We start from the raw sequence: 26,759 nt of genomic DNA on the forward strand, positions 1-26,759 counted from the left end.
AGAATAATGAGTATACCAGCAAATTTAAAATATACAAAAGACCATGAATGGGTAAGTATAGAAGGTAATATAGCAACTGTAGGAATTACAAATTTTGCCCAAAGTGAATTGGGAGATATTGTATATGTTGATGTTGATACCGTAGATGAAACTGTAAGTAAAGATGAAGTTTTTGGATCAGTAGAAGCTGTAAAAACAGTGTCAGATTTATTTATGCCTCTTTCTGGTGAAGTAATTGAATTTAACGAAGGTTTAGAAGATGAACCTGAAAAAGTAAATTCAGACCCGTATGGAGAAGGTTGGATGATTAAAATTGAGCTTTCTGATGAGTCGGAATTAGAAAGTTTACTTTCAGCTGATGATTATAAAGAGTTAATTGGCGCGTAATTATTTTTTTTATATCGCCCTTTTTTTTACAGTATTTATTACAGTTGGAAGTTTAACATCAATACCTAATGCAGGTGTTCCTAAGTTAACCTATTTTGACAAGATTGTGCATACTTCTGCATATTTTTTACTGACAACTAGTTGGCTAATAGGTGTAAAAATTAGTAGGACATCATTAAAGAATGCCTTTTCAATTGCTTTTTTAGTATTTGTTTATGGCATAATTATTGAGGTGTTACAAGGAGCAATAACAAACCAAAGGCAAGCTGATATTTATGATGTTTTAGCCAATTTTATCGGGGTTTCAACAGCATTTATTGTTTTTGTATACTTTTTACAAAAAAAATTAAATGAAATAAAAAATATTCTTGCAAAAGTTATATTAAAATTATTAAATTAGCGAACTATAAAAATAAACAGATGCAAATCAAAAAAAATCCAAAAGCAAACCTAGAAAACTACACAAAGATATTTATGCAGTTAGGTCTAGTGTTAGCACTTTTAGTGGTGTATTTAGCCATTGAAAAAAAGACGTATGATAGAGTAATTGCAGATCTTGGTCCCGTAGTTTTAAATATGGAAGATGAGGAGCAAACAGTAGAAATTGAACAAATTAAGCCGCCAGAGGTTAAAACTCCACCACCACCAACACCAGATAAAATTGAAGTTGTTGAAGATGAGGTTGAAGTTGAAGAGACAGTAATTGAGTCTACTGAAACTGATGAGGACGAAGCTGTTGAAGTTGAAGAGATTGTTGAGATAGAAGAAGTTGAAGAAGTTGAAGAAGACGTACCTTTTGCAATTATTGAAGATGTACCAGTTTACCCTGGTTGTAAAGGAAACAAAGCAAAGTTAAGAGCTTGTTTACAAGAAAAAATTACAAAACACGTAAATAGAAAGTTTAATTCTGAATTAGCATCAGATTTAGGTTTATCTCCAGGGATTAAGCGTATTTTTGTAATGTTTAAAATTGATAAAAGTGGTAATATTACTGATGTAATGGCACGTGCACCTCACAAAAGGTTACAAGAAGAAGCTATTAGAGTTGTAAAATTATTACCTAAAATGACTCCAGGTAAACAACGTGGACGTCCAGTAGGTGTAAAATATAGTTTACCAATTGCTTTTAAAGTAGAGTAAGCTTTAAAATATACAAAGTTAAAACCCAATCATTTTTATGATTGGGTTTTTTTATGAACTATCCTTACTATTTATTGCAATTAATTCATAAAAGTTGTAACTTTAATATGATCTTTTAATGCAAGGCGAATTTTAAATTCTTAACGAAACTCACCCAAACCTTGCGGTGCTTTTGACTGTTAATTATACAGTTTACTTTTTAATGTTCTTGTTTCACTTAACAAATAAAGTTATGCAAGTTAAAAAATATCCACATGCCGCTCTTGAGAATTACAGTAAAATATTAATGCAATTAGGTTTAGTTTTATCCCTTTTTATAGTTTATGAATCTATAGAACTTAAATCGTACCCAAAAGAAGTGAAAGAGCTTGTAGGTACGTTTGTTGCCGTTGATGATAACGAGCAAATTGTTGAATTTAAAAAAATTGAAATTGTTCCACCAAAAGTTGTTCAGTCTGTTATTCCTGATAAAATATTAAAGGTTGATGACGAAGTGGAAGTTAATGAAACAATAATTGAATCTACTGAAACTGATGAGTCTGAAGCAATAATAGTTGCTGATATAGAGAATGAAGTTGTTGAAATTGAAGAGGTTGAAGAGGTTGTTGAAGATGTTCCATTTATGGTTATTGAAAATGTACCAATATTTCCAGGTTGTACAGGTACAAATGAAGAATTAAGAGCTTGTTTTTCTCGAAAGGTTTCAAAGTTAGTTAATAAAGAATTTAATCCTCATTTAGCTGCAGATCTTGGGTTGCCAAGAGGAAGTATTCAAAAAATATTTGTAATGTTTAGAATTGATAAAAATGGTGATATTGTTGATGTTAAAGCAAGAGCACCTCATAAAAGACTACAAACTGAAGCTATTAGAGTGGTAAATTCATTGCCAAAAATGATTCCAGGGAAACAAAGAGGTATGCCGGTGGGAGTAAAATATGCATTACCAATAACCTTTAGAATTGAATAAATAAGCTTAACTCAAAATCCTGCAACTGCAGGATTTTTTTATGTTGTTTTGCTAATTAATACATTATATTTGTGATGTATTTTTTACTTTCAACAAAAAACTATCACAAATGAATATCAATCAATATTTAGATTCAACTTATTTAAAAACAGCTGAACAAGCAAATATTTCTGAAGAAGCAACAAAAGAACAGGTTGTAAATTTAGTAAACGAGTGTATTGAGAATAATTTCAAATTAGCAATGATTCGTCCAAAGTTTGTTGCTATGGCTAAAGAAATGGTTGAAAAAGCCAACTCAGAGGTGTTAATTGGGACAGTTATTGGATTTCACGAGGGAACAAATGAAACAAGTGAAAAGCTAATTGAAGCACAAAAAGCCATTGATGCTAATGTTGATGAATTAGATTATGTTATAAATTATGAAGCTTTTAAAAGCGGGCAAATTAATTTAGTGAAAGCTGAAGTTTATAAAGGGAGTAAATTAGGGCTTGAAGCAGGAAAAGTTGTGAAGTGGATTATTGAAATTGCTGCCCTAACTAATGAAGAAATTGTTGTGTTAACCCAGTTAATAAGAGATATTGTTTTAGAAAAATTTGGAGAAGAACAAGCGTCAAACGTATTTGTGAAGTCTTCAACAGGGTTTTATAAAACTGAAGATGGAAAACCAAATGGTGCTACTTTTGAAGCAATGGAACTGATTGTAGAAAACGCAAAGCCACTACCAGCAAAAGCTGCAGGAGGTGTTCGTAATTATGACGATGCCGTAAAAATGGTGAACTTAGGTGTAACTAGAATTGGAACTTCATCTGCAAAATCTATTGCCGATGGAGGTCAAGCCGCAGAAGGATACTAGTATGAAAAGTTATTTTGCGCACGAAACTGCTGTTATTGATGAAGGATGTAAAATAGGAGAGGCAACTAAAATTTGGCATTTTAGTCATATTATGCAAAATGCTACAATTGGTAAATCCTGTAATCTTGGTCAAAATGTGGTAGTTTCGCCTAATGTTGTTTTAGGTAACAATGTAAAAGTTCAAAATAATGTTTCTATTTATACGGGAGTTATTTGTGAAGATGATGTGTTTTTAGGACCTTCAATGGTTTTTACCAATATTATAAATCCTAGAAGCGCAATAATTAGAAGAGATAAATACCAACCAACATTAGTAAAAAAGGGAGCAAGTATTGGTGCAAATGCAACTATTATTTGTGGAAATGAAATTGGTGCATATGCTCTAATTGGTGCTGGTACAGTGGTTACAAAACCTGTACCGCCTTACGCATTGGTTATGGGTAATCCTTCAAAGCAAATAGGATGGGTTAGTGAGTACGGACATCGTTTAAATTTTGATGAAAACGGTGAGGCTACTTGTTTTGAGAGCGGCCAAAAATATCAATTAAAGAATAATGAAGTTATTAAAATTCAGTAATTACCCCATATGAATAAAACAGTTTTAATCTTTTTAATTTTATTATGTTCATTGTCAGGTTATTCCCAAATGGAAAAATATCCTGTTTTTGATGCTTGTGATTCTACTTCAGTAGATCAAATGTCAAACTGTTTTAAATACGAGATTAAAAATGCTGTAATTAGTGAATTTAAAGTGCCTGAAGTTGTTTTAAATGAAAATTATAAGGGAACTTTAAATACTGTTTTTGTAGTTACTACCAACGGTGATTTTAAGTTGATTTATGTGAATTCACCTTACAAAGAATTGAAAACTGAAATTGAGCGTGTGTTTTTAACGCTACCTACAATTGTACCGGCAAAATATAACAATCATGCTGTAGAAATGCAGTTTGTTTTACCTCTAAAAATACCATTAGAAGATAATTTAAATGAAGAAATAGAGGTAGTTGTAGCTTCAAAAATTGAGTTAGTTGAAAAAGACACCGTAATTTTTTCTCAAAAAAAGGCATTATTTCCAGAGCATCGTAGCGAGTTAAATGTTCCTTTTGTGCATTCAGCATACAATGAATTTGAAGAATATTTAAATAGTGGTGCTAATACGCATACATCTATGAAGCCATATATGTATTCAGAAGTTATGCCGTATTTAGATTTAGATGCCCAAAAAACAACATTGTTACATGATAGAAAAACTTGGGTTGGACGTAAACTTTGGAATGAGCATTTGGTGAATGTTCAAGGGAAAGATTTTTGGTTTACTTTAGATTTACCTCTTGATTTACAAATTGGAAAAGATAGTGAAGGTGTGAATACTTTTAATAATACACGCGCACTTCAAATTAATGGTGGAATTGGTAAGAAATTTAATTTCTCCACTACTTTTTATGAAAGCCAAGGAAGGTTTGCCAAATATTTTAATGAATATGCTGAACTTATTAAACCTGATGGTGGTAATCCGGCGTTAATTCCTGGCCGAGGAATTGCAAAAGAATATAAGTCTGATGCGTACGATTATCCGGTTGCTGAAGCATATTTATCATATTCACCTAATAAACACTTTAGTTTTCAATTTGGAAATGGGAAAAATTTTATTGGTGATGGGTATCGCTCATTATTGCTTTCAGATGTGGCTTCGCCTTTACCTTTTTTTAAAATTAACACCAGTTTTTGGAAAATTAAATACACCAATATTTGGATGTGGGGACAAGATGTACGCCCTGAATTAACAGTTGATGGAGCTTATAAACAAAAATTTATGTCACTTCATTATTTAAGTTGGAACGTTACAAAGAAATTTAATATTGGATTGTTTGAAACAGTTATTTGGGATGATACCAATGGGAGAGGTTTTGATGTGAATTATTTGAACCCAATTATATTTTATACAGCTGTTGAGTTCTCTACTGGTTCTCGTGCAGGAAATGTATTGCTTGGAATGAATTTGAAGTATAAATTTGATAATTTCTCTTTATACGGCCAATTAGTATTAGATGAATTAAGAACTTCTGAAATTACAAGTAGTAGTGGTTGGTGGGCTAATAAATTTGGATTTCAATTAGGGGCTAAATATTTCAATGCCTTCAATATTGATAAATTGTATTTACAAGCTGAATTTAATTCAGTAAGACCTTACACTTATTCGCATGATGAGTTGAACTATAATTTTGGTCATAACAATCAACCAATGGCTCATTTATGGGGTTCCAATTTTAGAGAGTTTGTTGCAATTGGTCGTTATTCTTTTGACCGATGGTTTTTTGATGCAAAAGCAGTTATTGGAACCAAAGGTTTTGATTATAATACAACTGCCGACTCTTACAGCTATGGAGGAGATATATTTAGAGATAATGATGACAGAGCATCTGATTATGGAAATTCAATAGGGCAAGGTAATAAAGCAAATGTTTTTATTGGTGAAGTTCAAGCGGGCTACTTAATAAACCCTGCTACTAATTTAAAGTTATATGGGCGAGTTGCTTATAGAAACTTTCAGCCTACCATAAATACTGAAAATGTGTACAATTCAAACTCTACTTGGGTTTCAATTGGTTTAAAGGCAGATTTATTTAATTGGTATTTCGATTTTTAAAATACTGTAAAAATATTCTTTTTAAAGGTTGTTAGTTGTACTGTTTTAGTTAAGCTAAAAGAATATTACTTAATGTTTCCCATTTTGCTAAAAACCAATTCTATATAAAAAAAAGAGGCTAATTGCCTCTTTTTTTTATATAGAATTAAAATGAAGTTATTCAGTTTCAGGAGATATAAATTTGTATACCAAACCAGCTATTACAGCTCCAATAATAGGTGCTACCCAAAATAACCATAACTGACTTGTAGCCCAATCACCAACAAATATGGCCTGACTAGTACTACGAGCAGGGTTTACAGAAGTGTTAGTTACAGGAATACTAATTAAATGAATAAGTGTTAGTCCAAGACCTATTGCTAAACCACCAAAGCCTTTTGGAGCTTTTGAATGTGTAGCTCCTAAAATAATGATTAGAAACATAAAAGTCATTACAATTTCAGTTACTAACGCTGAAACCATAACGTATCCATCTGGTGAGTGTTCTCCATACCCATTTGCTGCAAAGCCACTGCTAAGGCTAAAACCTTCTTTTCCTGTTGCAATTAAGTATAAAATACCAGCACCTGCAATTCCACCTAATACTTGTGCTATGATGTATGGAATCAATTCTTTTTTATCAAATCGTCCGCCTACCCAAAGTCCTATTGAAACTGCTGGATTTAAATGGCAACCTGAAATATGCCCAATTGCATACGCCATGGTTAAAACAGTTAAACCAAAAGCAAAAGCTACACCTACAAATCCAATTCCTAATTCTGGGTAACCAGCTGCTAAAACAGCGCTACCACATCCACCTAATACTAACCATAATGTCCCGATAAATTCGGCTACTAATTTTTTCATAAATTTTAAAGTTTGAGTTGTTAACAACCAAAATAGTTGTTAGTTACTCAAATTTAGGTGTTTATAATGAATTTAGGAAAATTATTTTTTAAATTTTTAGTGAGGTAAATCAAAAAAAAGGGCTACTTGATATATCAAGTAGCCCTTTTTTTAAAGAAATAGAATTTTATTTTTTAAAACTTTCTAATATTTTTTGTGTATTTCCTTTTGCTGCACTTTTATAGTTATCTGGCTCATCAATTCTTGTGGTAACATATGCTACTAATTGTTTGTCTTCAGCTAATTCTAAATTATACGCTAGGGTTTCTAAAACATAACTATTTGTTGTTTCAGTTTCTACAGAAGATTCAACATATGTACCATAATCTTGGTATGTTTTTGTATTGTAAAGGTATCCTGAAGAGAATCCATATCCACCATAGAATCCATAAGAATATACTGGAATATATGGAGGGTAATATGATTTTAACGATTGTCCTGCGTAATAACCACCTCCTTCGGTTGATTTTATGTTTTCAAGTTTGTCTTTTAAAACACTTAACACAACGCTATTATAACCTTCTTCTTCTAAAACTTTTTTAACTTTAACTTTTTTTTCGGCAGTCATTTTTTGATCACTCTTAAGGTTTGGGTGTTTTTTATAGCTTTCTGTAGCATTAAAACCTTTAGCTCTTAATTGTTTTGCCATTTCATCTTCAAAAGCCATTCTAACCTTCTCATTTGCAGCTCTTGCAATTACTAATATATTTTTGTCTTTTAAAGTTCCTTCAGAGTTTTCTGCAGTCCATTTATTAACAACATTAATACTGCTTGCACAGCTATAAAATAATGTAGAAATTGTTAAAAATGTTAATGCGTATATTAATTTTTTCATAATTGATATTTTTATAAAATAAGTTATTTAGACTTTTATATTTCAACAAACATACTAAAATAATGTATAACATTGTTGTATATGAAATAGATTTTCCTAATAGATAAAAAATTCCCCAATACTATAAAATATAAGTTTATAATATTGGGGAATTACATACACAAAACTAAAAATTAGTTTGTGTAGAATTTTATTAGTTACCTAAACTATTTTTTCATAATTTTTATAGTTTGTGGTTTTTCTAATTTAATTTTAGCAAAGTACATTCCAGTTTTTAAGCTTTCAATGTTTAATGATACCTTACCGTATTTAACTGTGTAACTTTTAGATGAAATTAATTGTGACTGCATGTTATACAATTCAATAATAACTTCATTTTGAGCTACAGGGATTCCTATTTCAAAACTTCCAGTTGTTGGGTTTGGATATGCTGTCATATTCTCAAATAAATCAATTTCTTTCGCGAATACACCTTCACAATCTACACTTGTTTTTACTTCAATTGAATCGCCATTTGCTACATCTACAGAGAAAGTTGAATCCATTGTTTCAAAAACTTCTTTACCATTTACAAATATGTTAAATGGAGCAGTTCCTTGTGAAATTGTTATACTTGCTTTATTTGATTTAACATTAGCTTTTGCTAAAATTGAGATACCTTCTACAATATTTGCTGTAAAACATTGCTCATAGGTTTCGTTTTCTACTGAAATGCAGAAATCATAGCTGCTTGGAGCTAAATTCTCAATTTCTAAAACATCTGTAAAGTTGTATAACACATTGTCAATAGTAACTTTATAGTTAAAGCTTTCAGTTGCTGTAATTATAATTTTTCCATTTGATTTTCCTGGGCAACTTTCACCAACTGTTTCAATGCTAAAGTTAGTTGAAGAAAGTGTAAAACAACCTACTGAATTTACTGTTGTTCCTGCTGGTGTACTTGGACATTGATCCATGTTATTCATTACACCATCACCGTCATCATCTAATTGGCTGTCTCCACATCCGTCAGTATCAACTGCTTCTCCTGCTGGAGTTTCAGGACATTGGTCTACATTGTTCATTACACCATCACCATCATCATCTAATTGACTGTCTCCACATCCGTCAGTATCAACTGCTTCTCCGGCAGGTGTATTTGGACATTGGTCTACATTATTCATAACACCATCACCATCGTCATCTAACTGGCTATCTGCACATCCGGTTGCGTCAACTGCTTCACCCGCAGGAGTGTTTGGACAGGCATCAACGTTATTCATTACACCATCATTATCATCATCAATTTGACTATCAGAACAACCTGAATCGTTTACATCTTCTCCTTCTGGAGTATCAGGACATATATCATCGCCATTTTGCACGCCGTCGTTGTCATCATCTTGTTGGTCTGCAGAACATCCGTTTGCATCAACAGCTTCACCTGCAGCAGTGTCAGGACATAAATCAACATTGTTCATAACACCGTCATTATCATCATCAATTTGACTATCAGAACAACCTGAATCATTTACATCTTCTCCTTCTGGAGTATCAGGACATATATCATCGCCATTTTGCACGCCGTCGTTATCATCATCTTGTTGGTCTGCAGAACATCCGTTTGCATCAACAGCTGCACCTGCAGCAGTGTTTGGACATAAATCAACGTTATTCATTACGCCATCATTATCATCATCTCCTTCAGTGTCTAATAGTGTGCCATAAAATTCAATTTCAACAATTGTATTCCAAGTACTTGGTCTCTTTGGTTGTCCATAACCAATTATTTTCACGTATTTAGTTGCTGTTGCAGCTGATGGTAATAAGAAATGTGTGAATTCACTATCTTCAGTAGCACATTCTAAATTATCTGCTCCAAAAGGGTTTGTAAAAGCGTTATCATCTGTAGTTGTAGATGATACTAAAATTTGAAATTCATAAGTTTTACCATTTGTAGCCATATAATCTACTAACTGTAAATCAAAGCTTCCGCCTAAGTCGTAAATAATTTCACCAACATTTGTTCCTGGATTCATGTCTGCAGCATCTATGGCATTATTACCAGACCATTGTGTGCCAGTGTTTTTATCTAAACTATTTATGGCAATATTATTTTTTGTATCGGTTATTTCTTCATGGAAAACAGAGTGCACAACAACATTGTCATTGTCTGTTCCGTCATTAATAAGTGTAAGTCCAGCTGTTACGTCTGCAGCTTCTTGATTCACAGTTAATGTTTTTACAATATCATCACCTCCTGGAACTTGAGTGAACGTTACAGTACCGGTTCTTTCAACTTTTTCAACATTTTCAGTAACAGAAACAACTACTGTTGCATTTCCTGTTCCTTCACTAGGATCTATTGTAATCCAAGAATCATTAGACTCTGCAGTCCAACCTACGTTTGCTGTTACGGTAACATCATAGTTACCAGCATCTGCAGAAACTTTTGATAATACTCCAACAGAAATTGATTCAATAATTTCAATAGTACAATCTCCATCAGTAATGTTTGATCCTGTAAAATCTAAAAAGCAAGCTCCAATTCCATAACCTACCATATCATCAGTTGTAGGTTTGTAAGCGCCCATATCTGCTCCTTTACCATTTGCACCTGAAAATGTGAAAATTTCACCACTTGCAGTAGCTGTAATTCCTGTGTCTTCAGAAAAACCTGTGTTTGTTGCACCTAAAGTTGTTCCTGTATAAACATTTCCAGAATATGATAATGCAGTTCCTAGGTTTTCATAAGCGTTATCAACATCTCCAGAAATAACTTCGGAAACATTCTGATTTCCATCTGCAAAATAAATTAAATTATTTGTTACTGACCCAGTTGGATCAGTTGAACCTTTATCGTTATTATAATATAAAGGTGCATTTGTGTTTACTATTGAATTGTTTGAAACGGTTATACCTACAGTTTTTTGATAGCCATTCGAAACATCGTCAGAAGTACAAGCAACATCATTATTAGCGCTACCACCAATAAATGTAATACCATTGTTCCACTTAGCAGCGTTTATAACAGCAGTACAATCTTGAATATAATTATTGGTAATTGAGTGGTAACTATCTGTAATTCTAATACCTCCTGTTCCATCAACATTTTCACCTAAAAAGTAGTTACCTTCTATGGTTCCATAAGAACCGTGTCTAAGTACTAAAGATCCTCTACAACTTCTAAATGTGTTGTTTGTATAGGTGTTACCTTTACTTTTGTTGGTGATAATTTCATTTTCACCGTCAGATTTCACAAAATAGTTATTGCTAACAACAGAATTACTATTTACCATTTGATATGAACTAGTACCTAATCGAATAGTTTCACAATCTCCTGCATTTGATAAAGAATCACCTCCATACTCAGCATAAAGGTCATCCATTTTTTCGAAATTATAAAAATAGTTGTTCATTATACGGTGTCCAACTACATTACAACTTTCGTTTACTCCATCATCACCAGCAGGGAATGCATTGTAAGAATATTCTCCAAGAATTAAAGCTCCTGAAGTAACTTTATTCATAAATGTACAGTTTATTACGGTGTTATATGTTCCGTAAAGTACAATCCAGCGGTGTTTTGAAATTTGACCGTCAGCTAAATCTTCTGCTAATTCATCAGGTTCAACGCCTAAACCATCAATTGCACAATTTTGCATAGTACTGTGGTTGGCGTAATCATATCCATCTCTAAATTGTATAAAGTTACTGGCTCCATATCCGCCTTTCCAGTGAAAACCATCAACAACAACGTAATCACCACCAATATTCATTTTTAAACCTCCAGTGAAAATTACACCACCTGGTGATTCAGCTCTAAAAGTAATTGGGGCATCTTCAGTACCATCTCCAATAAACGTTATACGCTCATCAGTATCATAAACACCATTTAATAATATAATTGTATCTCCAGGAACATAAGTTTGATCTTCTAATTTTTCTGGATCATCAATATAATATACTGTTTGTGAAAATGTAGTTTGTGTAAACAATAAAAAAGTTATCATAACTAAATAAAATGATAACGATTTTAATAGAGAATTACTTTTATTACCTACTAAATTTGTGAGAGTAGGCTTGAGAAAAGTTTTTTTATTTGCGGAGTCGCAAAGAGTTAAATGTTTGAAATGTAGTTTTTTATCCATGTTTTTTTGGTTTACCAATTTGGTTTACCAAATTATTAAATAATTTTTATTTTACCAATTATATAAAGGAGTAATTTGTCAGTTAATTTGAAGTTATTTTATATAGAAAAAAGTAATTGATAAAGGGTGTAAAAGTATTCCTAAATGAACGTATTTTATGTAGTTTTTGAAGATGTATTATAAAAATAAGAAATCCGTAACTGCTTAATTAAAAGTTTGTTACGGATTTTCTTGGTACTCGAGATGGGACTTGAACCCATACGGACCTTACAGTCCACTGGATTTTAAGTCCAGCGTGTCTACCAATTCCACCACTCGAGCATTGGTATTTTTTATATGTTGTAGAGCGAAAGACGGGATTTGAACCCGCGACCCTCACCTTGGCAAGGTGATGCTCTACCCCTGAGCTACTTTCGCAGTCATATTTTAATGATCGTGGCACTTGTTATTCCCAAATGCGAGTGCAAATTTAACACAATTATACAAACTACAAAGGCTTTTTTTAATTTTTTTTAAAACTTTTTCTTAATCTCCTTATTATAAGGTTGTAAATGTGTAATAATAAAATATCTTTGTAGCAATTTAATTCAAATTAATGCAGATAAAATCAAACTCTATCCATAAAAAAATGAATTTTTCTTTAGTTTTTAATGATTTTAAACAATTAACAAAAGTAGGATTATCATTAAGTGTGGTATTTTCATCTTTGGCAGGATATCTTTTAGCTGTTGATGAAATTCAATACTCTATTTTAGTTTTATTGGCAATTGGTGGTTATTTAATGGTAGGTGCTTCCAATGCATTTAATCAAATTATTGAAAAAGATACTGATGCTTTAATGAAACGTACTATGAACAGGCCATTACCAACTGGCAGAATGCATGTTTCTATGGCGTTAGTGGTTGCAGTTTCCTTTACAATTGTTGGTTTAGCTATTTTATATAGTATAAATCCTAAAAGTGCTTTATTTGGGGCAATTTCTATTTTTTTGTATACCAGTGTGTACACACCATTAAAATCGGTTACACCATTAGCTGTTTTTGTTGGTGCAATTCCAGGAGCTATACCTTTTATGTTAGGTTGGGTTGCTGCTACAAATGACTTTTCTATAGAGCCAGGAATGTTATTTTTAATTCAGTTTTTTTGGCAGTTCCCTCATTTTTGGGCAATTGCTTGGTTGCAATATGATGAGTATAAAAAAGCAGGCTTTAATTTAATGCCTATGGGGCAAAAAAATAAGAAGGCTGTTATTCAAATTATTATTTATACTGTTTGTTTAATTATAGTTTCTATAATTCCAGTATTACAAAAAACAGGTAGTTTTTATATTTATCCATTAACAGCTGTAATTTTAGTTGTTTTAGGAGGTGTAATGTTGTACTATGCGATAAAATTGTACAAGTTTCAAACAAATAAAGAAGCGCGTCAATTAATGCTGTCAAGCGTATTGTATATTACGTTAATTCAAATTATTTACGTCATCGATAAATTTTTACATTAAAAAATGAAACAATCATTAGAACAAGAATACAAGCAAGCAAAACGTAAATCGGCAAAACCTATGTTGTGGGTTTCAATGATAAGTATGACTATGATGTTTGCAGGATTAACAAGTGCTTATGTAGTGAGTAGAAAAAGAACTGATTGGGTTTCTTTTGATTTGCCTACAGCGTTTTACACAAGTACTATTTTAATTGTGTTAAGTAGTATTACTTTTATGTTGGCAAAATACTTTATTAAGAATAATAACCGCCAATTAACAACAACTTTTTTAGCAGTTACATTTGTTTTAGGGCTTGGTTTTGTGTATTTTCAGTTTGAAGGTTTTAATGAAATGTTTAACGCAGGTTATGTTTTTGCAGGAGCTCAAAGTACCGTAAAATCTTCATTTATTTATGGTATTACATTGGCGCATTTAGCCCATATTTTTGCAGGGTTAATAGTACTTGTTGTGGTGTTGTATAATCAACTTGTAGGTAAATATTCCAATACCAATTTTTTAGGTTTAGAACTAGGTGCAATTTTTTGGCATTTTGTTGATATTCTGTGGATTTACTTGTTTTTCTTCTTCTATTTGGTTAGATAATAAAAAAAAATGTATTTTTGGCGGAACTATAACTAACTAAAAATTCAAATACAAACTTTATGGATGCAACTATTGCTACTAAATCCAGTGCGCAAACTTGGGCTGGAGGGAACAATAAACCATTAGGTGCAGGTTACGGTAAAATGATGATGTGGTTCTTCATTTTATCAGACGCTCTTACTTTTTCAGGTTTTCTAGGCGCATATGGCTTAATGCGTTTTAAATTTATCGATTCTTGGCCTATTGCTGACGAAGTATTTACACACTTTCCATTTGCTCACGGTGCACACGCTCCTATGTATTATGTGGCGTTAATGACCTTTATTTTAATATTTTCATCAGTAACTATGGTGTTAGCTGTTGATGCAGGTCACCAACTAAAAAAAGCAAAAGTTACCTTTTATATGTTTTTAACTATAATTGGAGGTATTATTTTCTTAGGGTCACAAGCTTGGGAATGGAAAAACTTCATCAATGGTTCTTACGGAGCTTTACAATTAAACGATGGGAAAATAATTCAGTTTGTTGATGCCTCTGGACATCAAGTTGCTTTAGAGAGCTTTGCAAAATCTTCTCATTCAGAAAGAACACAGCATACAAAAAGTAAAGGTTTATGGTTTGTTGAAGAAGCAGCATTACCAGCATATACAGTAAATGAAGTTATTGCAGGATTTGAAGCAAACCCAGAAATAACCATTAGAACTGAAAAGTTAAATACTGAAACTAAAACAAAAACAATTGTTCCTCGTGAACAAGCAATGGCTTATTTAAATGAGGCAAAAGCAGTTGTTGTTGGTGCAAATTTAAAAGTGAACGAATATGGAAATACGCTATTTGCAGATTTCTTTTTCTTTATTACTGGGTTCCACGGATTTCACGTATTATCAGGAGTTGTTATCAATATTATTATCTTTTTCAACGTTGTCATAGGTACTTATGAAAAAAGAAAAAGCTATGAAATGGTTGAAAAAGTTGGATTGTATTGGCACTTTGTAGACTTAGTTTGGGTATTTGTATTCACTTTCTTCTACTTAGTTTAATCTTTAAAATATTGTAAAAATGACAACACACGCACAGGAACATACATCACATACTTGGCTAATTTGGAAAGTTTTTATTATACTTTCTGTAGTAACAATTGTTGAAGTTGCTTTAGGAATTTGGAAACCTGAAATGTTACACTTAACTACAATTTTTGGTACAAGCCCGTTAAACATTATATTTTTAGTATTAACATTGGTAAAAGCATATTATATTACTTGGTTTTTTATGCATATGGCTGATGAAACAAAAAGTTTAAGAAGATCTGTTGTTTGGACAGGAGTATTCTTAGTTATTTATTTGTCAACATTACTGTTAATTGAAGGAAGTTACTTAAACGATGTTTTAGGTCCTTTGGTAAAATGGAACTACTAAAAAAATGAAATAACATTATTTAAAAAGGTGGTTTTTAACCACCTTTTTTATTTTAACTTTGTGATATGAAAAAATTTGGGGTATTATTTAGTTTATTTATTTTACCATTGGTCTTTTATATTTTTCTTTCAAAAGGAATTTATAAATATTCAAATTTGCCAATTTTAACTTCAGAAGTGGTTGATATTCATAGTTTAGGAGATTCAACAGCTACTTTTAATGAGCATTTATCTGTAATTTGTTTTTTAGGAAATGATATTAATACCGCTAAAGGAAGTGTCTTCAATTTAAATGAAACTATTTACAAGCGTTTTTATCAAAAGCCTTATTTTCAAATGGTGGCAATTTTACCCGAAGGCACCCAAGAACAGTATAAAAGTGTTATTGAAGAACTTTCAGCATTTACAAATACAAGTAATTGGCGTTTTATATATGCCAATAAAACTCAAATCAACACTCTTTTTAATAGCTTTGATACGCCTTTTCAATTAAATGAAAATTTGTATTCAGATAATGCATATATAATTGATAGGAAATTGCGTTTACGTGGTAGAAAAGATGATGACGATACAGAAGATGGCAAATTATACGGATACAATATGAAATCTATAGCAGTTTTAAAAAATAAAATGAAAGATGATATTTCAATTATTTATTATCAGTTAAAAAAATCTGCTGAAAAAGAAGCCAGAAGAAAAAGAGAAATATAATATTATGAAAAAGTATTCATACATAGGAGTTGCGTTTATTATTTTAATATTTGGTATTTATGCTGTTCCAAAAATTGTAAGCAAATTTCAAACACCAACTTTGGTAAAAATAGGAGAGGTGCCCAATTTTGAATTTACAAATCAAGACGGAAATTTAATTTCAAATTCTTTTTATGAAGATAAAGTTTGGGTGGTTGAGTTCTTTTTTACAACCTGTCCAACAATTTGCCCAAAAATGAATGCGAATATGGTGAAAATTCAAAATGAATATTATGCTAATTTAGACTTTGGTTTGGCATCATTTAGTATTAACCCAAAACATGATACTCCTGAAATTTTGAAAGCCTATGCAAATGCACACGGAGCTACCTTAAAAAATTGGCACTTTTTAACAGGTAACCAAGAGGTAATTTATCAATTAGCAAATACAGGTTTTACGTTATTTGCAGGTGAAAATAGTGAAGCTGAAGGTGGTTTTGAGCACTCAGGTATGTTTGCTTTAATTGATAAAGAAGGAAATATTCGATCAAGATTAGATGAATTAGGAAACCCAATTGCCTTTTATGATGGTTTAGATCCAAAAGGCGTACAAATGATTATAGAAGATATTGCAATTTTATTAAAAGAGTAATGGAAACAAATTCAAAAAAATATAACAAATGGATTGTGATTTTATCTGTTGCAATTCCGGTGGTAGTTGCCATTTTATTTGGTGTAAAATTAGATGTTGAATTGCCCGTTTTTTTGCCGCCAATTTATGCAACAATTAACGCGTTAACCGCTGTAGTTTTAATAGCAGCTGTTTTGTCTGTGAAAAGAGGAAATATAAAAGCACATGAAAAATTAATGAAATTGGCAATTGCTTTTTCGGCTATATTTTTGGTGTTGTATGTGGCTTACCATATGACTTCAAATTCAACAAAATTTGAAGGAGAGGGTGTTATTGCCTACGTGTATTATGCTATTTTAATTTCTCATATATTATTGTCTATTGCAGTTATTCCTTTTGTATTAATCACTTTTGTAAGAGGAATTACAAATAATATTGAATTGCATAAAAAAATTGCAAGAATTACTTTTCCGTTGTGGTTATATGTTGCCGTAAGTGGTGTAGTTGTGTATGTAATGATTTCACCTTATTATTAAAATGAAAAAACTAGTCTTCATTGTATTTTTGTTGCTAATGCAAATGGCAAATGCACAATGTGCTATGTGTAAGGCTGTGGTTGAAAGTGGTGATCCTTCCCAAGCTGAAGGGCTTAATTCTGGAATAGTGTATTTAATGATCTTTCCCTACCTTTTGGTTGGTGCATTGTTGTACTTTATTATTAAGAATAAAAGGAAAAACAAAATTTAACGTTTCTATAAGAGGTTAAAAGTGTAACAAATAATAATTTTAATCGTCATATAAAAATAGTAGCTAAAAAGAGTTTAAATTATTTATTGAAATTTAAGCCAATTAGTGATATTAAAAATGAAGTAATTAATCAAACTCAACTTACTTAAATGAGAACAAAAATTATTACAATGTTAGCGTTCGTATTTTTTATTACGGTAAATGCTCAAGATAAAAAGTGGACGTTAGAAGAATGTGTGCAATACGCATTAGATAATAATATTTCAATTAAACAACAAGAACTAAATGCTGAACTTGTTGAAGAAGATGTACTAACAGCTCGTGGAAACTTTTATCCATCACTGTACGGTTCAGCAAGTCAAAACTGGAATTTTGGTTCTTATATTGGACAAACAGGTATTCGAATTTCTAACGATACACGTGGTAACACCTTTGGATTAAATTCTGGAGTTAATTTGTACAACGGTAATAGAAATAAAAATATTTTAGCACAAGCCAAAAAAGACTTAGAAGCTGCAGGTTACGATTTAGAAGAGAGCAAAAATACCATTATGTTATTTATTGTTAACTCTTATTTAAATGTACTTTTAAATAAAGAGAGCCTAAAAATTTCAGAAGACCAAATTGTAATAAGTAAAAATCAAGTTGAGAAATCTAAAGGATTGGTAGAGTCTGGAGTACAAGCAAGAGCCGTTTTATTAGAGGCTGAAGCAACTTTAGCTACAAATAATCAACAATTAACTGCTGCAAAAAACACATTAGATCTTTCATTATTAAGTTTAGCGCAATTATTACAAATTTCACACAAAGGGTTTGATGTTGAAGACGTGTTGTTAGATATGACTTCAGAATCATTAAAATATACAAGTACTGACGATATTTTTGAAAAAGCTGTAAGTATTTTGCCTGAAATTAAAAGTGCTCAACTTGCTGTAGAAAGTTCAGAGTTAAATGTTCAAATTGCAAAAGGAGCTTATCAACCAACACTTTCATTTGGAGCAGGTTTAGGTACTTCATATCAACACGCAAAAGGAGAAGACGATTTAAGACCTGTAATTGATCCTGATGATCCAACAAATATTACGTGGGTTGATAATGGTTTTGGTGAGCAATTAAAAAATAACTTGGGTTACAACTTAGGATTTTCTTTAAGTGTTCCTATTTTTAATAAATTTCAAACAAAATCAAATGTAAATAGAGCTATTGTAAATCAAAAAAGAACTGAATTACAATTATTAGATAAGCAATTACAACTTAGAGAAAGTATAGAAAAAGCGTATGCTGATGCAAAAGCAGCATTAGACCAGTTTAGATCTTCTGAGAAATCTTTAGAAGCGCAAGAAGAATTGTTTAAAAATGCTCAAGAGAGTTACAATTCAGGAGTTATGACTTCTTATGATTTTGATCAAGTTAGAAATAGATTGGTAAATGCACAATCTACAATGATTAATGCGAAGTACAATTTTGTTTTTAAAACTAAATTATTAGAATATTATTACGGAATTCCAATTGTTATGGAATAACATTTTTTTAAATATTTAAATGAAACATCCAACCTTTGCGTTGGATGTTTTGTTTTATAGCTTTCAAATTAAGTATCTTTGTGTTTTAAAATTTTACGAATTGGCATTTATATTAAACATAGAAACAGCAACAAAAAATTGTTCTGTTAGCTTAGCAAATGAAGGAAAAACAATTGCGATAAGAGAATTTAATGAAGGTGGTTATTCACACGCTGAAAAATTACATGTATTTATTGAAGAAGTTCTTAAAGAAGCAAAAGTAGAATTTTCAGATTTAAAGGCTGTGGCTGTTAGTAAAGGTCCTGGATCTTATACTGGATTAAGAATTGGAGTTTCAGCAGCAAAAGGACTTTGTTTTGCGTTAAATATACCGTTAATTGCAATTAATACTTTAGAATCTCTTGCGCAATCTATTTCAATTTCTGAAGGTTATATTATACCTCTTTTAGATGCCAGAAGAATGGAGGTTTATAGTAGTATTTTTAATGAAAGCACTACACTAATTAGAGGTATTGAAGCTGAGATTATTTCAGAAAGTTCATTTCAAGAAGTTTTACATAAAAATAAATGTTATTTTTTAGGTGATGGTGCTGAAAAATGTAAAGGAGTAATTACACACGAGCATGCAATTTTTTTAGAAGGTAAATTTCCTTCATCAAATGAAATGAGCGCATTGTCATTTATAAAGTACAAAAAAAACGACATCGAAGATGTCGCTTATTTTGAACCTTTTTATTTAAAAGATTTTGTAGCTATAAAATCTAAAAAGAATTTATTTTAAAGAATTGTAATAGCTAAATATTTTAGTTACATCTTCAGGATCTTTAATTCCAAGACGATTAGATTTTGCAAATTTTTCAACTTCGCTAGATTTGCTTGAGAATAAATTAAAGAAATCTTTTTTCTTACTAGGTACTTCTGCTGTAGTGTTGTTTTTATAACCTATATATAATTTATCTTTTATGTGTTTTAATGTTGGTGGCTTGTATTTTTCGTAACCAGTACTTGGTTTAACTTCTTCTTGAAGTATAATACGTTCTTTTAACAATAATATAATTTTATCTCCTTTAAATAGTTCTACAAAAAAACCTGGTTTCTCTGTGTTTTCAACCATATATTTATATACTCTGTAAGTTTTGTTGGTTCCTTGAAAAACTAAGGTATAATTAGAAGTTTTTGGCAAAGAATAATCTTCACCATCTTTTTTAATTTCCATTTCATCTTGGTACACATTAAATCTAGTGGCATATGTTACATCACTTTCTATAACTTTTGCAGGTAAAAATTCTTTTTGAATATAGCTGCTTCCAACTAATTTTTTTGATGTTGAATCAAACGAAGTTAAACTTCTTGAAATGTTTATAGTTTCATTGTTTTCAACTTCTTGGCTCATTGCAGCATTGCTTCCTAAAATAGTACAAACTATAAAGGCTTTTAGTAGTAAATTTTTCATAAATAGATATTAAATGTTGGTTAAATAGTTATCAATAATCATTCCAAATAAATTGAGCTTGTTTTTAGTATTACATATTAAGCGTGTAAATTCAATTTTTGAATTTGTTGGAATGTTAATTTTTGGTTTGATTAAAATAACCTTTTTTATGTAAACGTAAATTACTTTAAAGTAGTATAATAACTGAAAATTTTAACCAAATCTTGATTGTTTTTTAGGTCTAATTTAGTTGTTTTTACAAACTTTTGTATAGTTTTTGAGTTTTCTTTAAAAATCGCATAGAAATGTTTCTTGTTCTTTGGAAGTTTGAAAGCTACACTATTTTCAAATGCGTAAAAGTATTGATCTTTTATTCGTTTTAGGGTTTTTGGTTTGTATGCAACCATTCCGTTGCTTTCAACTTCTTGGTTTAACTTTATAGTTTCCTTAATTAATAGTTTAATTTTAGCAGATGTAAAGCCTATTTTAAAAAATGAATTTTCATTATTATAGCGGTATACTTCATAGGTTTTGTTATTGAAAATAACTTGAGATTTTAATGTTTTAGGTAAATAATATTGTTTGTTGTCTACCTCAATTTCCATTTGATCATGATAGGCATCATAACGTGTGCTATATGCAGTTTTAGAGATAGAAGATGTGGCCATTTTATATTCGTTATCAATATAAATTGTTCCAACCAAATCTTTATAGCTTAAATCAAATTTACCTTTTTTAACCGTTTTATGTTGAAGTGATGGCGGACTTACGTATTGGCAATACACGTTTGAATTGTGAAGAATTATGAGTGCAACAATTAATTTAAAATATGACGCTTTCATAAAATTTAGATGTTATATAAAACAAATGGTATTTAAAAAAATACCATTTGTTTTAAGTTTTCTAAAAAGTTGTTGAGTTATAAATGTAAAACTCAATAGTATTAAAAAATTATGCTTCTTTTTTAATTTCAACTTGGTGTGGGTAAGGAATTTCAATACCGGCTTTGTCTAATGCATATTTAGTAGCCTCAATTGTTGAAAAGTAAACATCCCAATAATCTGCTGGAGTTGCCCAAGGACGAACTGCAAAATTAACAGAGCTATCAGCTAGTTCAGAAACTAAAACAGCTGGAGCAGGATCTTTTAAAACCTTATCATTAGATGTTAAAACTTCCATTAAAACTTCTTTAGTTTGTTTAATGTCGGCATCATAACTAACACCAAAAGTTAAGTCTACACGTAACATACCAAGTTCAGTATAGTTTTTAATATTTCCATTAGATAATGTTCCGTTTGGTACAATTACTAATTTGTTTCCAGGAGAAGTTATTTTTGTAACAAAAATTTGAATTTCTTTTACAACACCAATTTCACCTTGCGCTTCAATTAAATCACCTACTTTAAAAGGTTTAAAAATCATAATTAATGCACCACCTGCAAAATTTGCTAAAGAACCTTGAAGTGCTAAACCAACAGCCAAACCAGCGGCTCCTAAAATAGCTACAAATGAAGTAGTTTCAACTCCAACTTGTGAAACAGCAGTAATAAATACTAATATTTTTAAAGCCCAACTTAATAAATCTCCTAAGAATTTTTGAAGTGTAATGTCAACACCTCTTTTATCCATTAATTTTTGAGTAATTTTTACAATTTTTTTAGTTAACCAAAGTCCTACAATTAGTATAACTAGTGCAAAAGCTAATTTTAAAGCGTAATCTAACAATTTGTATTCGTGAATAAAGCTTAAAATAGTTTCTGTGTAATCTTTTGTTTCCATAGATTTTTAATTTAATAATAATGTTAAAATAATTCCAATAAATGCAGGAATAAATTGAACATAGAATATTTTTAGTTGTTTAGTAGTGTATGCTCCATACAAGCCTGCAATAGCAACGCAAATTAAAAAGAATAATGCTATTTGCAAAGGATTATTTGTATTGATTAATGACCATATTAAACCGGCTGCTAAAAAACCATTATATAACCCTTGATTTTTGGCTAAAACCTTGGTGGCTTTTGCTGCTTCGGGCGTGTTTCCAAAAGCTTTTAAACCACGTGGTTTGTCCCAATAAAATATTTCTAAAATCATAAAGTAAATATGCTCTGCAGCTACTAAGGCAACAAAAAAAAGTTGTAGGTATTTCATAATTAAAATGCAATGTTTATTGTGTTAATTGCTTGTTGCGTATCTTTTTCTGGAAGTTTACAAGCGCCATCAACACATATGTAAATGTAGGTCTCATTTTCAGTATAACGTCCTTCCATTAAAGGTAAATTACTTTTTGTTGTGCTCCCTGCTATTAATTTATTTGGAATATAACTTTTGTTAATTTCTTTTAATTTTTCAAATGCTTCTTTTCCTGAAATAGCAATTTCATAATAATCTCCTGAAAAGTTACACATTAATTGTAACCAATTTGAATAACCAGAGCCATATTGTTGCGTACGTTCTTTAATGTTATTTAACATTTGCGTACTCACTTTTAAATAATAATTATTAGAATAATAATGGCTGAGTTTAAATAAGTTATTTGCCATAATAGAATTTGATGACGGAATTACATTGTCTTCAATTTCCATTTTTCGAGTTATTAAATTTGTGTCTTCATTTGATGTGAAATAAAACATATGTTTATCTGCGTCAAAAAAGTGGTCAAAAGTATAATCGGTTAATTGTTTAGCGGTTGTTAGCCAAACTTCATTTAAAGTAGCTTCATATAACAGAATAAAAGCATCAATTACCGTAGCGTAATCTTCTAAATAGCCATTAATTGTGCTTTTACCATTTTTGTAACTATGGTTTAAATTTCCTGTTTCCTGCAATTGTTTACTCAATATAAATTTGGCGTTTTTTAAGGCAACATCTAAAAAATGAGGGTCGTTAAAAACACTATAAGCATTAATGTACCCTTTTAACATTAATGCATTCCAAGAAGTTAATGATTTATCATCTAAGCGAGGTCTTTCTTTTTTATTGCGTTCTTTCAAAAGAATTTTGTTCCATTGGTCAACTTTTTGGTTTAATTCTGAAACTGAAATTGAATGTTTTTCTGCAATTTCTTCGTCTGATTTATTTCTAATTAAAACATAATTTTCATGTTCCCAATATCCATAATGGTTAATGTTGTAGTAATCTGCAAATAGTTGATAGTCATCTTTTAAAATAGCTTGTAATTCTAATGATTTCCATACGTAAAAAGCACCTTCTTCTAATGTTCCTTCGTTATTTACACTATCTGCATCTAATGAAGAATAAAAGGCTCCTTCTTTTGTTGTTAATTCTCGCTCAATAAATTCTAATGTTTGATATACTGTTTTTTTGTATAACTCATTTTTTGTGGCTTGATATGCTTCAGCATATAAACTCACAAGTTGTCCATTGTCATATAACATTTTTTCAAAATGAGGAACATGCCATTTTATATCTACTGAATATCGTGAAAATCCACCTCCAATTTGATCGTAAATTCCACCATAAGCCATACGTGTAAGAGATGTGTTTACGTAATCTAAAATCTTAGTATTGTTTCCTTGAATGGCATATCTCAATAAAAATTGGTAGTTATTTGGCATTGGAAACTTAGGAGCTCCTCTTTTTCCACCTAAATCAGCATCCATATTTTCAGTCCATTCTTCAATAGTAGCGTTTAAATCTACTACTGAAAAATTAGTTGCTTCATTGTTAAAATGTACCAAATCTGAATTTTGTACACCTTCAGTTAATTTTTCAGCATAAGAAATCATTTCCTCTGGTTTTTCTTGATACATTTTGCTTAGTTGCTCCAAAGCACTTATCCAGTTTTCTTTTGGAAAATAGGTGCCGCCCCAAACCGGTCTTCCGTCAGGTAAAGCAATACAATTTAAAGGCCAACCGCCTCTTCCTGTCATTAATTGAACAGCGTTCATATAAACTTGATCAATATCTGGGCGTTCTTCTCTATCAACTTTTATATTTATAAAATGTTCATTCATAACAGCTGCTACAGAATCATTTTCAAAACTTTCATGCTCCATTACGTGACACCAATGGCAAGATGAGTAGCCAATTGAAATTAATATTAGTTTGTTTTCTTTTTTTGCAAGTTCTAAAGTCTCATTATTCCAAGCCATCCAGTCTACAGGATTGTGTGCGTGTTGCAATAAATAAGGGCTTGTTTCATTTATTAAACTATTGGTATATGCGTGGTGTTCCATTTTTGGTTTATTGTTATTTTTACAACTTATAATACAAAGTATTGATAAGGTAAATATTAGTTTTTTCATTTAGAAAATTGTTTTGCTAAATATAATGAAAGTATAAAGGTTTTAGTGCTTTTTTTAATTACTAAAACGTTTTTTTAATTTTCAAAACTAAAATTCAATTAAAATAAATGGCTTACTTAAATTTGTTCAAGAATTTTTTAAAAGGATAAAATGAAGAAATATATTTTGAATGTGGTTATTGCGTTGCTATTTTTTAGTGCACAAGCTCAAGAAGTTCAAGATAACGAAGGCGGTGTTTGGTTTACAGCAATTAATAAATTTAAAATTTCAGATAGGGTTTCGGTGGTAAATGTTGCTCAATGGCGATTTGTTGAGCAAATGAAATACACAAGAATATTTTTAGTAATGCCTTTTATTAATTATAAATTTAGCAATAGAGTTAGTGTTGGTGTTGGGTATAATTATTCAAATTATAGTTTAGCTGGTATTTATCCTCCGTCTTTAGATTATGAAAATAGAATTTGGCAGCATGTAACGTTGTATTCAGATTTAGGAAAAGTGAGAATGAATCAACGTTTTATGTTTGAAGAACGTTTTAAAACTAGGTTGAATAAAGATGAAGTTTATAGCAATAGGTTACGATATAGAATGAATTTTGATTTTAATATATTAAGATTCAAAAACAATAAATATTTATTAGGAAATGTTTCAGAAGAAATTAGAATTCGTTTTAGTAAGGGTATAAGTAACCCTAATTTTGATCAAAATAATTTTATTATTTCATTTGGTTACCCGCTTTTAGATAATTCAAAATTGTACGTAGGTTATAGGCATGATTATTACAATGCTGGAAATGGAGTTTATTGGGGAGATCATATTTTTAACGTAGTTTACACCTACAATTTTGATTTTACTAAAAAGAAGTTTTATAAGTAATTAAAAAAGGTCGAAACTTATAGTTTCGACCTTTTTTTAATATTTTATTTTAAATAATTTTAGCTTAATGCTTTTTTAATTCTACCAATAGCTTCTCTTATTTGCGCTTCAGAAGCAGCATATGAAATTCTAATGCAATCAGGAGCTCCAAATGCTTCACCAGTAACGGTTGCAACATTTGCATATTCTAATAAATACAATGCAAAATCAGAAGCGTTTTCAATTTTAACACCATTAAATTCTTTTCCAAAGAACGCAGAAATATCTGGAAATACGTAAAATGCTCCTTGTGGTACATTTAGTTTAAAACCTTCAATTTCTCCTAACAATTCTAAAACAATGTCTCTTCTTTTATGAAATTCAGTCACCATATAATCTATTTTAGAAACAGGTGCTTCTAATGCAGCTATTGTTGCTCTTTGTGCAATACAATTTGCTCCAGAAGTAATTTGACCTTGCATTTTAGTACAGGCTTTTGCAATCCATTCAGGCGCGCCAATATAACCAATTCTCCAACCAGTCATGGCAAATGCTTTTGCTACACCATTTACGGTAATAGTTCTATCATACATGCTTGGAATTGCAGCAAAACTAAAGTTTTTTATACCATAATTAATATGTTCATAAATTTCATCAGAAAGCACATATATGTTTGGGTATTTTTCTAAAACTGCAGCCAACGCTTTGTAATCTTCTTCAGTATAAATAGTTCCACTTGGATTATTTGGCGAATTGAATAAAATTAATTTTGTTTTAGGCGTTATGGCAGCTTCTAATTGTGCTGGAGTAATTTTAAAATCGGTGTCAATTGAAGACGGAATTTCTTTGTAAGTAGCTTCAGAAAAAGTAGCTAAGGCAGAGTAACTTACCCAGTAAGGAGCAGGTAATAATACTTCATCACCAGGATTTAACAATACTTGCAATGCATTTGCAATAGATTGTTTTGCACCTGTTGAAACCACAATTTGACTAGGTTTGTAATCTAAATTATTATCACGTTTAAATTTGGTGATAATTGCTTCTTTTAATTCTGCATATCCATCAACCGGAGTATAAGAGTTGTAGTTGTCATCTATAGCTTGTTTGGCAGCATCTTTAATAAAATCAGGAGTATTAAAATCTGGTTCTCCTAAGCTGAGACCAATAATATCTTTTCCTTGTCCTTTTAACTCTCTTGCTTTAGCAGCCATTGCTAAAGTTGCTGAAACAGGTAAACTGTTAATTCTGTTTGATAGTTGATTTTTCATAAA

26 protein-coding genes and 2 tRNA genes are annotated in these 26,759 nt (G+C 30.8%); 17 read left to right on the top strand and 11 right to left on the bottom strand.

Annotation, left to right across the window (positions count from 1 at the left end):
• Positions 1-6: 6 nt before the first annotated feature.
• From gcvH to ACFQ5N_RS05125, 7 genes are all read left to right on the top strand, one after another.
• Positions 7-387: a glycine cleavage system protein GcvH gene (gene gcvH / locus ACFQ5N_RS05095; RefSeq protein ID WP_386808307.1), complete on the top strand. Its 381-nt coding sequence runs from the start codon at positions 7-9 to the stop codon at positions 385-387.
• Positions 377-787: a VanZ family protein gene (locus ACFQ5N_RS05100; RefSeq protein WP_386808309.1), complete on the top strand. Its 411-nt coding sequence runs from the start codon at positions 377-379 to the stop codon at positions 785-787. Before gcvH ends, ACFQ5N_RS05100 begins: the two co-directional genes overlap by 11 nt.
• Before the next feature lie 20 nt (positions 788-807).
• Positions 808-1,527, top strand: a complete 720-nt coding sequence (locus ACFQ5N_RS05105; protein WP_386808311.1) for an energy transducer TonB — start codon at positions 808-810, stop codon at positions 1,525-1,527.
• 232 nt (positions 1,528-1,759) lie between these two features.
• A complete protein-coding gene (locus ACFQ5N_RS05110; RefSeq protein WP_386808313.1) occupies positions 1,760-2,494 on the top strand; it encodes an energy transducer TonB in 735 nt (244 codons plus the stop codon).
• 109 nt (positions 2,495-2,603) lie between these two features.
• Positions 2,604-3,347 carry a deoxyribose-phosphate aldolase gene (gene deoC / locus ACFQ5N_RS05115; RefSeq protein WP_386808314.1) on the top strand — a complete coding sequence of 248 codons (744 nt, stop codon included), beginning with the start codon at positions 2,604-2,606 and terminating at the stop codon, positions 3,345-3,347.
• Between the two features lies 1 nt (position 3,348).
• Positions 3,349-3,924 carry an acyltransferase gene (locus tag ACFQ5N_RS05120; protein WP_386808315.1) on the top strand — a complete coding sequence of 192 codons (576 nt, stop codon included), beginning with the start codon at positions 3,349-3,351 and terminating at the stop codon, positions 3,922-3,924.
• A gap of 9 nt (positions 3,925-3,933) precedes the next feature.
• The gene (locus tag ACFQ5N_RS05125) at positions 3,934-5,994 is read left to right on the top strand and encodes a gliding motility protein RemB (RefSeq protein WP_386808316.1); all 2,061 of its coding nucleotides are present in this window, start codon (positions 3,934-3,936) and stop codon (positions 5,992-5,994) included.
• Between the two features lie 156 nt (positions 5,995-6,150).
• Here the strand turns inward: ACFQ5N_RS05125 and aqpZ are convergent, their stop codons facing one another.
• From aqpZ to ACFQ5N_RS05150, 5 genes are all read right to left on the bottom strand, one after another.
• Complete coding sequence (gene aqpZ, locus ACFQ5N_RS05130; RefSeq protein ID WP_386808318.1) at positions 6,151-6,867, bottom strand: aquaporin Z; 717 nt, start codon at positions 6,865-6,867, stop codon at positions 6,151-6,153.
• 139 nt (positions 6,868-7,006) lie between these two features.
• Positions 7,007-7,714, bottom strand: a complete 708-nt coding sequence (locus ACFQ5N_RS05135) for a hypothetical protein (protein ID WP_386808320.1) — start codon at positions 7,712-7,714, stop codon at positions 7,007-7,009.
• Between the two features lie 206 nt (positions 7,715-7,920).
• Complete coding sequence (locus ACFQ5N_RS05140; protein ID WP_386808321.1) at positions 7,921-11,706, bottom strand: chondroitinase-B domain-containing protein; 3,786 nt, start codon at positions 11,704-11,706, stop codon at positions 7,921-7,923.
• 370 nt (positions 11,707-12,076) lie between these two features.
• Positions 12,077-12,165: transfer RNA gene (locus tag ACFQ5N_RS05145), tRNA-Leu, on the bottom strand.
• Between the two features lie 24 nt (positions 12,166-12,189).
• Positions 12,190-12,261, bottom strand: a tRNA-Gly gene (locus tag ACFQ5N_RS05150).
• 211 nt (positions 12,262-12,472) lie between these two features.
• On the opposite strand from ACFQ5N_RS05150, the gene cyoE reads away from it, so the two are divergent.
• From cyoE to tsaB, 9 genes are all read left to right on the top strand, one after another.
• A complete protein-coding gene (gene cyoE, locus ACFQ5N_RS05155) occupies positions 12,473-13,345 on the top strand; it encodes a heme o synthase (protein ID WP_386808323.1) in 873 nt (290 codons plus the stop codon).
• A 3-nt stretch (positions 13,346-13,348) separates the two neighbouring features.
• Positions 13,349-13,930, top strand: a complete 582-nt coding sequence (locus tag ACFQ5N_RS05160) for a cytochrome c oxidase subunit 3 (protein WP_386808324.1) — start codon at positions 13,349-13,351, stop codon at positions 13,928-13,930.
• Positions 13,931-13,989: 59 nt separating this feature from the next.
• Positions 13,990-14,970, top strand: a complete 981-nt coding sequence (locus ACFQ5N_RS05165) for a cytochrome c oxidase subunit 3 (protein WP_386808326.1) — start codon at positions 13,990-13,992, stop codon at positions 14,968-14,970.
• Positions 14,971-14,989: 19 nt separating this feature from the next.
• On the top strand, positions 14,990-15,346 hold the full coding sequence (locus tag ACFQ5N_RS05170; RefSeq protein ID WP_386808328.1) for a cytochrome C oxidase subunit IV family protein: 357 nt from the start codon (positions 14,990-14,992) through the stop codon (positions 15,344-15,346).
• A gap of 65 nt (positions 15,347-15,411) precedes the next feature.
• On the top strand, positions 15,412-16,056 hold the full coding sequence (locus ACFQ5N_RS05175; protein ID WP_386808330.1) for a hypothetical protein: 645 nt from the start codon (positions 15,412-15,414) through the stop codon (positions 16,054-16,056).
• Between the two features lies 1 nt (position 16,057).
• The gene (locus ACFQ5N_RS05180; RefSeq protein WP_386809025.1) at positions 16,058-16,687 is read left to right on the top strand and encodes an SCO family protein; all 630 of its coding nucleotides are present in this window, start codon (positions 16,058-16,060) and stop codon (positions 16,685-16,687) included.
• Positions 16,687-17,202, top strand: coding sequence for a DUF420 domain-containing protein (locus tag ACFQ5N_RS05185; RefSeq protein ID WP_386808332.1), 516 nt, complete (start codon positions 16,687-16,689; stop codon positions 17,200-17,202). The genes ACFQ5N_RS05180 and ACFQ5N_RS05185 overlap by 1 nt, the downstream gene beginning before the upstream one ends.
• A gap of 360 nt (positions 17,203-17,562) precedes the next feature.
• Positions 17,563-18,936 (top strand): TolC family protein, encoded by a 1,374-nt coding sequence (locus tag ACFQ5N_RS05190; protein ID WP_386808334.1) that lies wholly within the window; start codon positions 17,563-17,565, stop codon positions 18,934-18,936.
• A gap of 100 nt (positions 18,937-19,036) precedes the next feature.
• Positions 19,037-19,717, top strand: a complete 681-nt coding sequence (gene tsaB / locus ACFQ5N_RS05195) for a tRNA (adenosine(37)-N6)-threonylcarbamoyltransferase complex dimerization subunit type 1 TsaB (RefSeq protein WP_386808337.1) — start codon at positions 19,037-19,039, stop codon at positions 19,715-19,717.
• Here the strand turns inward: tsaB and ACFQ5N_RS05200 are convergent.
• The 5 genes from ACFQ5N_RS05200 to ACFQ5N_RS05220 all read right to left on the bottom strand — a co-directional run bounded on the left by ACFQ5N_RS05200 (position 19,709) and on the right by ACFQ5N_RS05220 (position 24,633).
• On the bottom strand, positions 19,709-20,389 hold the full coding sequence (locus ACFQ5N_RS05200) for a hypothetical protein (protein ID WP_386808339.1): 681 nt from the start codon (positions 20,387-20,389) through the stop codon (positions 19,709-19,711). The genes tsaB and ACFQ5N_RS05200 overlap by 9 nt on opposite strands.
• A 161-nt stretch (positions 20,390-20,550) precedes the next feature.
• Positions 20,551-21,210, bottom strand: a complete 660-nt coding sequence (locus ACFQ5N_RS05205) for a hypothetical protein (protein ID WP_386808341.1) — start codon at positions 21,208-21,210, stop codon at positions 20,551-20,553.
• 109 nt (positions 21,211-21,319) lie between these two features.
• Positions 21,320-22,147 (bottom strand): mechanosensitive ion channel family protein, encoded by an 828-nt coding sequence (locus ACFQ5N_RS05210; protein ID WP_386808343.1) that lies wholly within the window; start codon positions 22,145-22,147, stop codon positions 21,320-21,322.
• A 6-nt stretch (positions 22,148-22,153) separates the two neighbouring features.
• Complete coding sequence (locus tag ACFQ5N_RS05215; RefSeq protein WP_386808345.1) at positions 22,154-22,516, bottom strand: DUF1304 domain-containing protein; 363 nt, start codon at positions 22,514-22,516, stop codon at positions 22,154-22,156.
• Between the two features lie 2 nt (positions 22,517-22,518).
• Positions 22,519-24,633: a thioredoxin domain-containing protein gene (locus tag ACFQ5N_RS05220; protein WP_386808347.1), complete on the bottom strand. Its 2,115-nt coding sequence runs from the start codon at positions 24,631-24,633 to the stop codon at positions 22,519-22,521.
• 150 nt (positions 24,634-24,783) lie between these two features.
• Here ACFQ5N_RS05220 and ACFQ5N_RS05225 point away from each other — a divergent pair, with 150 nt between their 5' ends.
• Positions 24,784-25,509: a DUF2490 domain-containing protein gene (locus tag ACFQ5N_RS05225; RefSeq protein WP_386808349.1), complete on the top strand. Its 726-nt coding sequence runs from the start codon at positions 24,784-24,786 to the stop codon at positions 25,507-25,509.
• A gap of 59 nt (positions 25,510-25,568) precedes the next feature.
• Here ACFQ5N_RS05225 and ACFQ5N_RS05230 read toward each other — a convergent pair whose 3' ends face one another.
• Positions 25,569-26,756, bottom strand: coding sequence for a pyridoxal phosphate-dependent aminotransferase (locus tag ACFQ5N_RS05230; protein WP_386808351.1), 1,188 nt, complete (start codon positions 26,754-26,756; stop codon positions 25,569-25,571).
• Between the last annotated feature and the right edge of the window lie 3 nt (positions 26,757-26,759).

The sequence above is a fragment of the Lutibacter holmesii genome, from assembly GCF_042679665.1.
GTDB classification, from domain to species: Bacteria; Bacteroidota; Bacteroidia; order Flavobacteriales; family Flavobacteriaceae; genus Lutibacter; species Lutibacter holmesii.